The sequence below is a fragment of the Candidatus Skiveiella danica genome (assembly GCF_022705245.1).
GTDB classification, from domain to species: Bacteria; Pseudomonadota; Gammaproteobacteria; order Burkholderiales; family Burkholderiaceae_C; genus Skiveiella; species Skiveiella danica.
The window spans coordinates 68293-80812 of the sequence record NZ_JAKJEW010000009.1; the positions used below are offsets into that span (position 1 = coordinate 68293).

At 63.1% G+C, this 12520-nt stretch carries 15 protein-coding genes; 13 read left to right on the forward strand and 2 right to left on the reverse strand.

From position 1 onward, the window contains the following. Positions 1-22: 22 nt before the first annotated feature. Both ACMUOY_RS07180 and ACMUOY_RS07185 read right to left on the reverse strand, forming a co-directional pair. Complete coding sequence (locus tag ACMUOY_RS07180) at positions 23-826, reverse strand: SAM-dependent methyltransferase (protein ID WP_413892015.1); 804 nt, start codon at positions 824-826, stop codon at positions 23-25. After that, a complete protein-coding gene (locus tag ACMUOY_RS07185) occupies positions 823-1446 on the reverse strand; it encodes a Maf family nucleotide pyrophosphatase (protein WP_413892016.1) in 624 nt (207 codons plus the stop codon). The genes ACMUOY_RS07180 and ACMUOY_RS07185 overlap by 4 nt, the downstream gene beginning before the upstream one ends. A gap of 25 nt (positions 1447-1471) precedes the next feature. Here ACMUOY_RS07185 and ACMUOY_RS07190 point away from each other — a divergent pair, with 25 nt between their 5' ends. From ACMUOY_RS07190 to ACMUOY_RS07250, 13 genes are all read left to right on the forward strand, one after another. Next, positions 1472-2017, forward strand: coding sequence for a YceD family protein (locus ACMUOY_RS07190; RefSeq protein WP_413892017.1), 546 nt, complete (start codon positions 1472-1474; stop codon positions 2015-2017). A 129-nt stretch (positions 2018-2146) separates the two neighbouring features. Next, positions 2147-2329 (forward strand): large ribosomal subunit protein bL32, encoded by a 183-nt coding sequence (rpmF, locus tag ACMUOY_RS07195; protein WP_413892018.1) that lies wholly within the window; start codon positions 2147-2149, stop codon positions 2327-2329. A 106-nt stretch (positions 2330-2435) separates the two neighbouring features. Then, a complete protein-coding gene (gene plsX, locus ACMUOY_RS07200) occupies positions 2436-3485 on the forward strand; it encodes a phosphate acyltransferase (protein WP_413892019.1) in 1050 nt (349 codons plus the stop codon). Beyond that, complete coding sequence (locus ACMUOY_RS07205; RefSeq protein ID WP_413892020.1) at positions 3486-4463, forward strand: beta-ketoacyl-ACP synthase III; 978 nt, start codon at positions 3486-3488, stop codon at positions 4461-4463. Between the two features lie 61 nt (positions 4464-4524). Beyond that, positions 4525-5475, forward strand: a complete 951-nt coding sequence (gene fabD / locus ACMUOY_RS07210) for an ACP S-malonyltransferase (RefSeq protein WP_413892021.1) — start codon at positions 4525-4527, stop codon at positions 5473-5475. Next, positions 5472-6221, forward strand: coding sequence for a 3-oxoacyl-ACP reductase FabG (gene fabG, locus ACMUOY_RS07215; protein WP_413892022.1), 750 nt, complete (start codon positions 5472-5474; stop codon positions 6219-6221). The genes fabD and fabG overlap by 4 nt, the downstream gene beginning before the upstream one ends. Positions 6222-6336: 115 nt before the next feature. Further along, on the forward strand, positions 6337-6573 hold the full coding sequence (gene acpP, locus ACMUOY_RS07220) for an acyl carrier protein (RefSeq protein WP_413892023.1): 237 nt from the start codon (positions 6337-6339) through the stop codon (positions 6571-6573). Between the two features lie 6 nt (positions 6574-6579). Then, the gene (gene fabF, locus ACMUOY_RS07225; RefSeq protein ID WP_413892024.1) at positions 6580-7824 is read left to right on the forward strand and encodes a beta-ketoacyl-ACP synthase II; all 1245 of its coding nucleotides are present in this window, start codon (positions 6580-6582) and stop codon (positions 7822-7824) included. A gap of 55 nt (positions 7825-7879) precedes the next feature. After that, positions 7880-8323: a hypothetical protein gene (locus tag ACMUOY_RS07230; RefSeq protein WP_413892025.1), complete on the forward strand. Its 444-nt coding sequence runs from the start codon at positions 7880-7882 to the stop codon at positions 8321-8323. Continuing rightward, positions 8316-8954 (forward strand): RNA polymerase sigma factor RpoE, encoded by a 639-nt coding sequence (gene rpoE / locus ACMUOY_RS07235; protein WP_413892026.1) that lies wholly within the window; start codon positions 8316-8318, stop codon positions 8952-8954. Before ACMUOY_RS07230 ends, rpoE begins: the two co-directional genes overlap by 8 nt. A 55-nt stretch (positions 8955-9009) precedes the next feature. After that, positions 9010-9645 carry a sigma-E factor negative regulatory protein gene (locus ACMUOY_RS07240; RefSeq protein WP_413892027.1) on the forward strand — a complete coding sequence of 212 codons (636 nt, stop codon included), beginning with the start codon at positions 9010-9012 and terminating at the stop codon, positions 9643-9645. Next, on the forward strand, positions 9645-10712 hold the full coding sequence (locus ACMUOY_RS07245) for a MucB/RseB C-terminal domain-containing protein (RefSeq protein ID WP_413892028.1): 1068 nt from the start codon (positions 9645-9647) through the stop codon (positions 10710-10712). Before ACMUOY_RS07240 ends, ACMUOY_RS07245 begins: the two co-directional genes overlap by 1 nt. Before the next feature lie 82 nt (positions 10713-10794). Further along, positions 10795-12273 (forward strand): DegQ family serine endoprotease, encoded by a 1479-nt coding sequence (locus tag ACMUOY_RS07250; protein WP_413892029.1) that lies wholly within the window; start codon positions 10795-10797, stop codon positions 12271-12273. Positions 12274-12520 lie beyond the last annotated feature (247 nt).

The following is a 12520-nucleotide window of genomic DNA, read 5'->3' on the forward strand; positions in this document are numbered from 1 at the left end:
CGCGTTCGCGCGCCCTTTTCTTCTAACGCCCGATCGCGAACACTGCCGGAGTGCTGTTGTCAGGCCCATCTGCTTGCTGGCGCCATACCTTGACCAGTCGGCTGCGAGTCTGCGCGTGCGGCAACGTGAGCCCACTGCTGACCGACAGGCGCGTGCTGGGCTGAAGGTGCTGCAACAGGGCCTGCAGCACGGCTTCATTGCGATATGGCGTCTCGATGAACAACTGGGTCTGCCCCGTCCGCAGCGCGATGGACTCCAGTTCCCGCATGCGCTTCGCCCGCTCTGTGGCATCCTGCGGCAGGTAGCCGACGAAGGCAAAGCTCTGGCCGTTGAGGCCGCTTGCGGCCAGCGCCAGCAACAGCGAAACGGGTCCGATGAGCGCGATCACTTCCAGTCCAAGGTCATGGGCTGCACGGACCACGGAACTGCCCGGATCGGCCACCGCGGGCATGCCGGCCTCGCTCATCAAACCGATGTCATGCCCGTTCAAGGCGGGGGTGAGCAGCGGTCTTGCGTCAAACCCGACGCCGCCAGAGCCGGCATGGTCCCCCTTCTTGTGCACCTCTCGGGGCAACTCCGAGATCTGCTGGGCCTGCAGGGGCAGCGCCAGCGGTGTCAGGGCGTCGATGCGTTTCAGGTAAGCGCGTGCCGACTTGGCGTTCTCGCAGATCCAGTGCGTCAGTCGAGCGGCCGTGACGATGGTGGCTTGGGGCATGACATCGCTTAGAGGCACCTGGGGCGTGCAGCCGAAGTCCAGCGGCGCCGGCACCAGGTAGAGCCGTCCGGGTTGCGACCTTCCGGCGGGTGCGATGCCAGGCGCAGTCATAGCAGTCTCACGCCAGCGGCCCGGATCATGCGGCAGGTGCGGATCAGGGGCAGGCCGACCAGCGCGGTCGGATCATCGTTGTCGATCTGCCGCAGCAATGCAATGCCCAGGCCTTCGCTTTTGGCTGCACCGGCACAGTCATAGGGTTGTTCGGTGCGCAAGTAGTGTTCAATCTCGTTGTCGTCCAGCCCGTCGTCCAAGCTGCGGAACTGGACGCTGACGGCAGCCAGGTCGACCTGTTCAAAGCCAGTGGCCGCACAGACGACGGCGATGGCGGTCTGAAAAACAACGGTCTGGCCCCGCATACGGCGCAACTGCTCGACGGCGCGTTCATGCGTGCCGGGTTTGCCCAGGGGGTCGCCGTGAAGGTCTGCGACCTGGTCGGAGCCAATGACCACGGCCTGCGGATGTCGCTGTGCAACCGCGCGGGCCTTGGCCAACGCCAGACGCAGGGCCAGCGCACGGGGCGACTCGCCGCTGTGGGGGGTTTCGTCGACTTCGGGTGATTCGACGTCAAACGGGATGTGCAGGCGCTCCAGCAGTTCGCGGCGGTAGCGTGAGGTGGAGCCCAGCACCAATGTGCGACCAGGGCGTTCAGCAGGTGGGGCAACGGCAATCATGAGCCGATTCTCTTACACTGGGCCTATGAAAAAGGAATTTTCGGCCCGTCATCTCGATGTTCTGGTTTTTGCCAGGACAGACGGTGTGTTGACGGGGCAGGAGCCACTTTCGGCCTTCAAGCGGTTGAAGCAGGAGGCGCAAGGCCCTTTGGAGGCCCTCACGGTCACGTGGAGTGCCCACGGCGAGATGCGCCCGGTCGATGGAGGGCCGGACGAGGTCTGGCTCCACGTCCTGGCGCAGACCCGGCTGCCGCTGGTCTGCCAGCGATGCATGGCTCCCGTGGATACGCAGGTTGTGTCCGACCGCTGGTTTCGCTTCGCGCCCGATGAGGCGACAGCCGCTGTGCTGGATGAGGCATCGGAGGAAGATGTGCTGGTGCTCAGTGGCACCTTCGATCTGCACGAACTGGTCGAAGACGAGTTGCTGATGTCCCTGCCCATGGTGCCGCTCCACGAGCGTTGTCCGGTCGATGTCAAGCTGGCTGTGGCGGACCCGGACTTTGAGGCGCCAGAGGCCAAGCCCAGCCCTTTCGCCAAGTTGGCCAGCCTTCGGGTGGACAAGTCGGGATAGTTTTTTCAGTTGGGCTATAATCAGCGGCTTCGCGCGGGAAATCCCTCGCTTTTGATTGCCCATTACCATTTCAACCAGAGGCTGCGCCAGCCCCAACCGCGCGGCGTCACTTGCTATCAAGGAGCCATCATGGCCGTCCAACAGAACAAAAAGTCTCCCTCCAAGCGCGGGATGCACCGCTCGCACAACGCCTTGACGGTGCCCGGCATCGCCGTGGAGCCCACTACCGGCGAAACGCACCTGCGTCACCATGTCAGCCCCAACGGTTTTTACCGTGGCCGTCAGGTGCTGAAGAACAAATCCGAAGCCTGATCCGTCTGGACCAAGCGGGCCCGGCGCTACGTCACAGTAGCATCGGGCCTTTGTCATTTATGCAACTCGTTTTTTCTCTTCGGGCGCTTTGGCGCCTGCTCTGGTCATGATCACACTGGCTGTTGACTGTATGGGTGGAGACCATGGCCCGTCGGTCACGCTGCCCGCCTGTCGGCGCTTTCTGGATGAGCATCCGGACGCCGCCTTGCTATTGGTGGGCCTGCCCGACGCGCTGGCCAGTCTGAGCCATGCCCGTTGTCGGGTCGTGGCGGCCAGCGAAGTCGTCGGCATGGAGGATCCGATCGAAGTGGCACTGCGCCGCAAGAAGGATTCTTCAATGCGCGTGGCCATCCAGCAGGTCAAGGACGGTGCCGCGCAGGCGGCGGTCTCTGCCGGCAATACCGGTGCGCTAATGGCAGTCGCCCGTTACTTGTTGAAGACTCTCGACGGCATTGATCGCCCAGCCATCGCAACCCAGATACCCAATGCAAAGGGGGGTGCCACCACGGTGCTGGATCTGGGGGCCAACGTGGACTGCACGGCGGAACATCTATTGCAGTTTGCGGTCATGGGCTCGGCCCTGGTGTCGGTGCTCAACGATGACAACAATCCCTCGGTCGGCCTGCTGAATATTGGCGAAGAGGCCATAAAAGGCAGCGAAGTCATCAAAAGATCGGGCGAACTGCTTCGATCAGCGGCCAACAACGGTGATTTGAATTTCTACGGAAATATCGAGGGCAACGATATTTTCAAGGGTACGACCGACATCGTGGTGTGTGACGGTTTCGTCGGGAACGTGCTGCTCAAGACCACCGAAGGTCTCGCGACGATGATTGGCGGATTCCTCAAGGCCGAATTTTCTCGCAACATATTTACCAAATTGGCGGCAATTGTTGCCTATCCGGTTCTAATTGCGTTTAAAAGTCGTGTTGATCATCGCAGATACAACGGCGCTGCTTTGCTGGGCCTGCGTGGCCTCGTGTTCAAGAGTCATGGGTCTGCCGATGAGCTGGCGTTCGCCAATGCTCTGAGCCGGGCGTATGATGCGGCCCGGAACCAGCTGTTGGAGCGTGTTCAGGCACGGATTGCCCACGCCGCTCCGGTACTTGCCGCCGGGAGGGTCCCGGAGGCGGCAGCGGTCGCTTCAGTGCAATAAATGAAACGCTTTTCCCGCATCACCGGCACAGGGAGTTATCTGCCCCCGCGCCGGGTGACGAATGCTGAACTGGTGGCGAGACTGGCCCAGCAGGGAATCGAGTCTTCGGACCACTGGATCCGGGAGCGCACCGGGATCCGGGCGCGGCATTTTGCCGAGCAGGGGGTCTACGCCAGCGACCTTGGGGTGGAGGCGGCGCGCAACGCCTTGTCGGCTGCCGGTGTGAGACCTGACGAGATCGACCTCATCATTGTCGCTACATCGACGCCGGACATGGTGTTCCCCTCCACCGCGACGATCCTGCAGCACAAACTCGGGGTTGCCGGTTGCCCGGCGTTCGACGTCCAGGCGGTGTGCAGTGGTTTTGTCTATGCGCTGGTCGTGGCCGACGCCATGATCCGCACCGGTACAGCCAGCAAGGCCCTGGTCATTGGCGCAGAGGTGTTCAGCCGGCTGCTTGACTTCAACGATCGCACCACCTGTGTGCTGTTTGGTGATGGCGCCGGTGCCGTGGTGCTGCAGGCTTCCAGCAGCCCCGGCATTCTGGCGAGCGATCTCCATGCCGACGGCAAGCATTCCGGCATTCTGTGCGTTCCGGGTCATGTGTCCGGTGGGCAGGTGCTCGGCAACCCTTTGCTCCAGATGGACGGGCAGGCGGTGTTCAAGCTCGCTGTGGGGGTGCTGGAAAGCGCCGCGCGGGCCGTTCTGGAAAAGGCCGGGCGTTCCGAGGATGACATCGACTGGCTGGTGCCGCATCAGGCCAATATCCGCATCATGCAGGGCACGGCAAAGAAGCTGAAGCTGCCCATGAACAAGGTTGTGGTCACCGTCGACGAACACGGCAACACCTCTGCGGCTTCGATACCGTTGGCGCTGGACAGCGCGGTGCGCGCCGGCCGGGTGAAGGCGGGCGATACGGTCATGCTCGAAGGCGTTGGCGGCGGCTTCACCTGGGGTGCCGTGCTTCTGGATTTGTAGCTGCAATCGGCTATAGGACGCTGGAGGCGACCGCATTTCAATCAAATTATCGAATTTCGCCATGAAGTCTTTTGCTTTTGTCTTTCCCGGGCAGGGTTCGCAGTCGGTGGGCATGCTCGACCCCTGGGGCGATCATCCGGCCGTTCTGGAGACGCTTCGGGAGGCATCTGACGCCTTGGGCGAGGACATCGGCCGCCTGATCCACGAGGGGCCGCGCGAGGCGCTGGCGCTGACCACCAACACCCAGCCCGTCATGCTGGTGGCGGGTGTTGCCGCCTACCGCGTCTGGCGTGCCGAGGGGGGGGCTGAACCGGCCGTGGTGGCGGGGCACTCCCTGGGTGAGTACGCCGCGCTGGTGGCCTCAGGCGTGTTGACGTTGGCACAGGCGGCGCCCCTGGTCCGCTTTCGGGCTGCGGCGATGCAGGAAGCCGTTCCGGTCGGTGCCGGCGCGATGGCGGCCATCCTGGGCCTGGATGCGGCTGGCGTGATCGCGGGTTGCGCCGAGGCGCAGGCCAGTTTTGGCGCCGGCAGTGCCGAAGTGGTTGAGGCCGCCAATTTCAACGACAGTGCGCAGACCGTGATTGCTGGCAGCAAGGCGGCGGTGGACAAGGCCTGTGAAGTCTTGAAGGCGCGCGGCGCCAAGCGGGCCTTGCCGCTGGCGGTTTCGGCCCCGTTTCACTCCAGCCTGATGAAGCCGGCGGCGGAGAAACTGCGCGAGAAACTCGCCGGCATTGAACTGCTGACGCCCGTCATTCCCGTCATCAACAACATCGACGTGAAGGTGGAGCACACGGCCGATGGCATTCGCGATGCCCTGTACCGGCAGGCCTTCGGCCCCGTGCGGTGGGTGGAATGTATTCGTGCCATCAAGTCGCAGGGCGTCACCACGGTGATCGAATGTGGACCCGGCAAGGTGCTCGCGGGCATGGTCAAGCGGATCGATGCCGAGATGACCGGCGCCGCGCTCTTCGATCCCGCCACACTGAATGAAGTGAAAGGTCTGCTGTCATGAGTGAAACCAAGTTTGAGGGGCAGGTCGCCCTGGTCACCGGCGCCACCCGTGGCATTGGCGCCGCCATTGCCCTGGAACTCGCCACCCGTGGACTGAAGGTCGTCGGCACGGCGACCTCCGACGAAGGCGCCGCGCGGATCACTGCGGCCCTCTCGGCCTTCCCGGGCTGCCGCGGCGCCACCCTGAACGTCAACGACGCTGCCGCCGCCGAAGCGCTGATTGATGCCATTGTGAAAGAGCATGGGAGCCTTCAGGTGCTGGTGAACAACGCGGGCATCACCCGCGACATGCTCGCGATGCGCCTGAAGGACGAAGATTGGGATGCGGTTCTCGATACCAATCTGAAAGCCGTTTTCCGCATGAGCCGGGCCGTGATTCGCCCCATGATGAAGCAGCGCTACGGTCGCATCATCAGCATCACCAGCGTGGTGGGGGCATCCGGCAACCCAGGGCAGGCCAACTATGCAGCGGCCAAGGCAGGCGTGGCCGGGATGACGCGCGCACTGGCCCGTGAACTCGGCAGTCGCAACATCACGGTCAACTGCGTGGCCCCGGGATTCATCGAAACCGACATGACCGCTGCCTTGCCCGAAGAGCAGCAGAAGGCCTTGTTGGGCCAGATTCCGCTGGGGCACCTCGGCAAACCAGCTGACATTGCACACGCCGTGGCCTATCTGGCCAGTCCGCAGGCTGCCTATGTGACCGGCCAGGAGTTGCACGTCAATGGCGGCATGTTCATGGCCTGACGCCTGCGCACCGCAGGCGGCACTCGTCATTTCCGTAAGTCCTGCGAAGTGCATGTGCCGCCCTGGCCCGAAGGACAGGTAAAATCCGTTTTTTTCACAACCCTCAGAGGGACATATGAGCGATATCGAAGCACGTGTCAAGAAAATCATTGCCGAGCAACTCGGCGTGGAAGAGTCACAAGTCACCAATGAAAAAGCCTTTGTGGCCGATCTGGGCGCAGACTCGCTCGACACCGTGGAACTGGTGATGGCGCTGGAAGATGAATTCGGCATCGAGATTCCCGATGAGGACGCAGAGAAGATCACGACCGTTCAGTCGGCGATCGATTACGCCGTCTCCAAGAAGGCCTGATTGGAGATGACCCGTCGCCGCGTTGTAGTCACGGGATTGGGATGCGTCAGCCCCGTGGGCAACACGGTTGCAGACGCTTGGGCCAACCTGCTTGCCGGGAAGTCCGGCATCGACATGATCACCCGGTTCGACGCCACGAACTTTTCCTGCCGGATCGCGGGCGAAGTCAAGGGCTTCAACGTGGAAGACTACATGTCGGCGAAGGAAGCGCGGACGATGGACGCGTTCGTCCATTACGGTATCGCCGCTGCGGCGCAGGCCGTGGCGGACGCCGGGTTGACCACGGGCGATGCGCTGGGTGAGGAGCAGGCGACGCGCATCGGTTGCGTCATCGGCGCCGGGATCGGCGGCCTGCCCCTGATCGAGGAGACCCACGCCGAACTGATGAACCGTGGTCCGCGCAGGATCACGCCGTTTTTCGTTCCGGCGTCCATCATCAACATGATCTCCGGTCATGTGTCCATGCGCTTTGGCTTCAAGGGCCCGAATCTGGCCATCGTCACGGCGTGCACCACGGGCTTGCATTGCATCGGACAGGCCGGTCGGATGATTGAATACGGTGATGCCGACGTCGTGATCGCCGGCGGCTCCGAAGCCACGGTGTCGCCGCTGGGTGTCGGCGGATTTGCTGCGATGCGTGCACTGTCCACCCGCAACGATGATCCCCACACGGCATCCCGTCCCTGGGACAAGGATCGGGACGGTTTCGTGCTGGGCGAAGGCGCGGGTGTGATGGTGCTTGAATCCTACGAGCATGCCATGGCGCGTGGCGCGCGGATCTATGCCGAACTGGCTGGCTTCGGGATGAGTGCCGATGCGGGCCACATCACGGCGCCGAACATGGACGGCCCCCGTCGCGCCATGATCAATGCCATGGCGAATGCAGGCGTCAACCCGGAACAGATCGATTACCTGAACGCGCACGGCACTTCCACGCCCCTGGGCGATGTGAACGAAACCAATGCCATCAAGGCGGCGCTGGGTGATCACGCCAGGAAGCTCGTGGTCAATTCGACCAAGTCCATGACCGGTCATCTGCTGGGTGGGGCGGGCGGCTTCGAAAGCATGGTCACGGTGCTGGCCTTGTACCATCAGGTGAGCCCGCCGACGACCAACATCTTCAACCAGGATCCGGACTGCGACCTGGATTACTGCGCCAATGTGGCAAGGGACGTGAAGATGGACTACGCGCTGAAGAACAACTTCGGCTTCGGCGGGACCAACGGTTCGCTGGTGTTCAAGCGCGTCTGACGGCGGCCGCCAGATCAACACCCTGGCTGCGCCTCCGTTCCCGGTGCATCAACCCATGCCAGGCGCCCCATCGGTTCGTTTTCCGGTGGGGCGTTCGCACTTTTTGGCGCGGCTGCTGCTTCTCGTCTGGCTGGCTGGCTTTCTGGCGCTGGCCTGGGCTTGGCCGCAACCCGGTTGGCGTTGGGGCCTTGCTGCAGCGGTGCTTCTACTTGGCGCCGCCGGGGGCGCGCAATTCTGGATCCGCATGCCCATGGGTGCGTTGAGCTGGGACGGTCGCGTTTGGCGCAGCCCGAACGCGCAGGAGTTGGATGGAGCGCCTATCGTGCGGCTGGATTGCCAACGCTGGATGCTGGTGCAACTGCAGGGCGCAGATCACGCCGGTGACTGGCTCTGGCTTGAGGCGGCCACGGACCGCCTGCACTGGGCCGACCTGCGTCGCGCTTTGTACGCGCGCCCGGTGGTGCCGGATCCTCAACCCTCTGAACTCATCCATGAGTGAAGCCGGGCTTCCCGACACGGAACCGGCCCCCGCGAACAGCGACCTGATGCTGGTGGAACGTGCGGTCGCAGGTGATCAACGCGCTTTTGAGCTGCTGGTCATCAAGTACCAGCGGCGCATCGAACGACTGATCGCCCGCATGGTGCGCGACGTGGACCTGGTCGAGGACATCGCCCAGGAAACCTTCATTCGCGCCTGGCGCGCCTTGCATCAGTTCAGGGGAGATGCCCAGTTCTACACGTGGCTGTACCGCATTGCGGTGAACACGGCAAAGAAGGCCTTGATGGACCTGAAGCGCCATCCGACGGCCTCCGGCGGGGCTTCGTCCTCCGGCGACGACGAAGATGAAACTTACCGTCGCGAAAACGAACAAACAACCGAAGAGACACCAGAAACGGAATTGGCGGCCCGCGAGATCGCTCAGGCGGTGAATGCAGCCATGGAGGCTTTACCGGACGATCTACGGCAGGCGGTGACCTTGCGCGAGATCGACGGGTTGAGCTATGAGGAGATCGCCGAAGTCATGGCTTGCCCGATTGGCACGGTCCGTTCGCGGATTTTCCGGGCGCGCGAGGCGATTTCGGCCCGGGTTCGGCCCATGCTGGAACACCAGAGTGGCAAACGGTGGTGAAGGACGATGGTTCAGAGGACAGGCGATTGACGAAATGATGACTGAGGAACGACTCATGCTTCGGGAGCAGATATCCGCGCTGGCCGACGGGCAACTGGAGGGCGAGCGCTTTGCCGCGGTCGTCGGGAAAGTCGGTGGTGACGAAGAGGCCCGGGACAGTTGGCAGATGTATCACCTGATCGGGGATGTCTTGCGATCGGGTGAGGCGGGGGCCTGCATGCATGACCGGGCATTCCTTGCACGCCTGAGGACCCGAATCGAGGCCGAGACCGTCGCGCCACGGATGTCCGTGCCCGCGTTGGATGCTCCCGAAAGAATAGCTGAAAACGGCCCGTCCGCGCTGGGGAAGAGCCAGGAAAGCAATGATTTCCGTCATGCGGCGAATGACGGGGCTTATCGCTGGAAAATGCTGGCTGGATTGGCGACTGTGGTGGCGGCCGCGGCGCTGGGCTGGAGTGGCCTGGGGGGCCATGCGCGCGAGACTCAGCTGGCGCAAGGCACGGTTTCGTCCCCTGCGACCGTCGCGTCCGCGAGCGGCTCCGGTGTGGCGGTCATGCTGCGCGATCCGCATCTGGACGCCCTCATGGCCGCCCATCGGCAGTTTGGCGGCCCGTCGGCGCTTCAGAATTCTTCGGGTTTTCTGCGCAACGCCACATTTGACATGCCGCTCTCGCGCGGTTCAGGGCAGTGATGCGCGCGACGCGGGTTATGCACGTTCGACATTCGATCCATCTATTGTTGGTCCTGTGCACGGCCGCCGGCGCAAGCGCGGTGCTGGCCCAAACCGCGGGCTCAGAGCCGGCCCGAGTGGCCGCGCATGCGCCAGCTTTGCCTGTCGACAAGGACATGGGCGCCTGGCTGAAGCGCATGCAGGAAGCGCCGCGCCGGCGCGCGTATGCCGGTACTTACGTGGTGTCCTCTTCGGCGGGTGCCCTATCCAGCGCGCGCATCTGGCATGTGTGCGATGGCTCTCAGCAGATGGAGCGTATCGAGGCATTGACGGGCGCGCCGAGATCGACGTTTCGGCGCAATGACGAAGTCCTTACTTTTCGCGCGGACGAGAAAACCGTGGTGGCCGAAAAACGCGAAGCGCCAGGCTTGTTTCCGAACCGGCAGATCGTGGGCGACAAGGTCATTGCCGAGTTTTACACCTTGCAAGCGGCCGGTAGCGAGCGGGTTGCCGGGCACGATGCCGATGTGGTGCAACTGGTGCCCAGGGACGCCTTGCGCTACGGCTATCGGGTCTGGAGCGAGAAAAAGACGGGGCTGGTCGTCAAGTTGCAGACGATCGACGGCGCGGGGCGGGTTCTGGAGCAGTCGGCCTTCTCTGAACTTCAGCTTAATGCACCGGTCAAGATGGATCAGCTGGCACGGATGATGGCCGGCACCAGCGGGTACCGGGTCGAGAAGGCCGAGGTGGTCACGACCACCGCAGGCGCCGAAGGGTGGTCCATCCGCAACGCGGTGCCGGGATTTCTGCCGACGACGTGTCTGAAGCGCCAGATCTCGCCGGGGCAGGCGGGGCCCGGGATGCTGCAATGGGTGTTCTCCGACGGACTGGCTTCGGTCTCATTGTTCGTCGAAGGGTTTGATCCGCAACGCCATCGCCGCGAAGGGATAAGCGCCCTGGGCGCCACCCAGTCATTGACGAAGCATCTGGCGGACCGAAGCGAGGGCGATTGGTGGCTGACGGTGGTGGGCGAAGTGCCGGCGCAGACCCTGCAGGCATTTGCTCAAGGCCTTGAGCGGCGCAAATGAGCCCCCATCTGCGGACACTGATTGCCCGCGACACAGCTCGGTAGCGACGGCATGCCGTCATTTGATAGTTGAAAGGTAGACGATGTTGCAATTGGAACTGAGGCGTTTGCGCCTGCATGTATTGGCCGGGGCCTTTTTTGTTGGGGCGATGGCGGCGCTGGTTCCCGGGGCGCCGGCTCTGGCGCAGGGGCCAGGTGCCGTGCGAGGGCTGCCTGACTTCACCGATCTGGTGGAGCAGGTCGGGCCGTCGGTGGTCAATATCCGAACCCTGGAGAAAAGCCGCGGCAACGGAAATGCGGGCAGCCCGGGCGACGAAGACATGCAGGAGTTTTTCCGGCGCTTTTTCGGCGTGCCCATGCCCAACATGCCGCGCCAGGGGCCGCGCCCGAATCGGCCGCAGGAGGATGAGCAGCCGCGTGGCGTCGGTTCGGGTTTCATTCTGACCGGTGACGGGTTCATCATGACGAATGCGCATGTTGTGGACGGGGCCGATGAAGTCATCGTGACCCTGACCGACAAGCGCGAATTCAAGGCCAGGCTGATCGGTGCCGACAAGCGAACCGATGTGGCCGTGGTCAAGATCGAAGCCAGCGGCTTGCCCGCAGTGAAAGTGGGCGACGTCAGCCGCCTGAAGGTGGGCGAGTGGGTGATGGCCATCGGGTCGCCGTTCGGCCTCGAGAACTCGGTCACCGCGGGCATCGTCAGTGCGAAGCAGCGCGATACCGGTGACTACCTGCCTTTCATCCAGACCGATGTGGCGATCAATCCGGGCAATTCGGGCGGGCCACTGATCAACATGCGCGGTGAGGTGGTGGGTGTCAACAGCCAGATCTATTCGCGCTCGGGCGGCTACATGGGCATCTCGTTTGCGATTCCCATGGACGAAGCCGTTCGGGTCAGTGACCAGCTGCGCGCCAGCGGCCGCGTGACTCGGGGGCGGATCGGGGTGCAGATCGATCAGGTGACCAAGGAGGTGGCCGAGTCGCTGGGACTGGGCAAACCTCTTGGCGCACTGGTGCGCGGGGTGGAGAGCGGTTCACCGGCCGAGAAGGCCGGCGTGGAGGCGGGCGACATCATCACCCGGTTTGACGGCAAGACCATCGAGAAAGCGTCTGACCTGCCGCGTTTTGTGGGCAGCATCAAGCCGGGCACCCGGACCACCTTCACCGTGTTTCGCCGCGGCGCGAACAAGGAGTTGAGCGTCGTCATCGGCGAGCCCGAGCCCGAAAAAGCCGTTGCCCGCAAGCCGACGGACCGCGAGGACAAGGCCAAGCCAAGTGCGTCGGTCCAGTTGCTGGGCCTGAGCGTGAGCGAACTCGCTGAGGCGCAGAAGAAGGAGCTGAAGATCAGGGGCGGGGTCAAGGTGGATGCGGCCACCGAAGGTGCTGCGCGCGCGGGTCTTCGCGAAGGCGATGTGATCACCCAGGTCGCCAATCAGGAAGTCCTTTCGGTGAAGGATTTTGATGCGGTCGTGGCTCGCCTCGAAAAGGGCAAGCCGGTCAGCATCCTTTTCAGGCGCGGGGAATGGGCGCAGTACGCGCTGATTCGCCCGGTCCGTTGAAGGCTTGAAACACTGTTCTTGTCGCCCGGAAAACCACATACCGGGCACGGGAACCGGGATTTCTTGAGAGCGCGTTCCCTAGTTTCTTCGCGCACGAACTCAGATTTCCCTGGCGCGAACCGTGACGGGAAAGTTTGTGGTTACTAACTCATTTTCTATGCCCGTTACTTTTTTGGATAGAATCCACGCTCTCTGAACGCGATTACTGGCATCCTGAAAATGCAGTCATCCACGATACGGAATGTCG

What these genes read in the sequence shown, in the direction of transcription:
- ACMUOY_RS07180 (WP_413892015.1), bottom strand. Translation starts at nt 826, where the DNA reads ATGACTGCGCCTGGCATCGCACCCGCCGGAAGGTCGCAACCCGGACGG.
- ACMUOY_RS07185 (WP_413892016.1), bottom strand. Translation starts at nt 1,446, where the DNA reads ATGATTGCCGTTGCCCCACCTGCTGAACGCCCTGGTCGCACATTGGTG.
- ACMUOY_RS07190 (WP_413892017.1), top strand. Translation starts at nt 1,472, where the DNA reads ATGAAAAAGGAATTTTCGGCCCGTCATCTCGATGTTCTGGTTTTTGCC.
- rpmF (WP_413892018.1), top strand. Translation starts at nt 2,147, where the DNA reads ATGGCCGTCCAACAGAACAAAAAGTCTCCCTCCAAGCGCGGGATGCAC.
- plsX (WP_413892019.1), top strand. Translation starts at nt 2,436, where the DNA reads ATGATCACACTGGCTGTTGACTGTATGGGTGGAGACCATGGCCCGTCG.
- ACMUOY_RS07205 (WP_413892020.1), top strand. Translation starts at nt 3,486, where the DNA reads ATGAAACGCTTTTCCCGCATCACCGGCACAGGGAGTTATCTGCCCCCG.
- fabD (WP_413892021.1), top strand. Translation starts at nt 4,525, where the DNA reads ATGAAGTCTTTTGCTTTTGTCTTTCCCGGGCAGGGTTCGCAGTCGGTG.
- fabG (WP_413892022.1), top strand. Translation starts at nt 5,472, where the DNA reads ATGAGTGAAACCAAGTTTGAGGGGCAGGTCGCCCTGGTCACCGGCGCC.
- acpP (WP_413892023.1), top strand. Translation starts at nt 6,337, where the DNA reads ATGAGCGATATCGAAGCACGTGTCAAGAAAATCATTGCCGAGCAACTC.
- fabF (WP_413892024.1), top strand. Translation starts at nt 6,580, where the DNA reads ATGACCCGTCGCCGCGTTGTAGTCACGGGATTGGGATGCGTCAGCCCC.
- ACMUOY_RS07230 (WP_413892025.1), top strand. Translation starts at nt 7,880, where the DNA reads ATGCCAGGCGCCCCATCGGTTCGTTTTCCGGTGGGGCGTTCGCACTTT.
- rpoE (WP_413892026.1), top strand. Translation starts at nt 8,316, where the DNA reads ATGAGTGAAGCCGGGCTTCCCGACACGGAACCGGCCCCCGCGAACAGC.
- ACMUOY_RS07240 (WP_413892027.1), top strand. Translation starts at nt 9,010, where the DNA reads ATGCTTCGGGAGCAGATATCCGCGCTGGCCGACGGGCAACTGGAGGGC.
- ACMUOY_RS07245 (WP_413892028.1), top strand. Translation starts at nt 9,645, where the DNA reads ATGCGCGCGACGCGGGTTATGCACGTTCGACATTCGATCCATCTATTG.
- ACMUOY_RS07250 (WP_413892029.1), top strand. Translation starts at nt 10,795, where the DNA reads ATGTTGCAATTGGAACTGAGGCGTTTGCGCCTGCATGTATTGGCCGGG.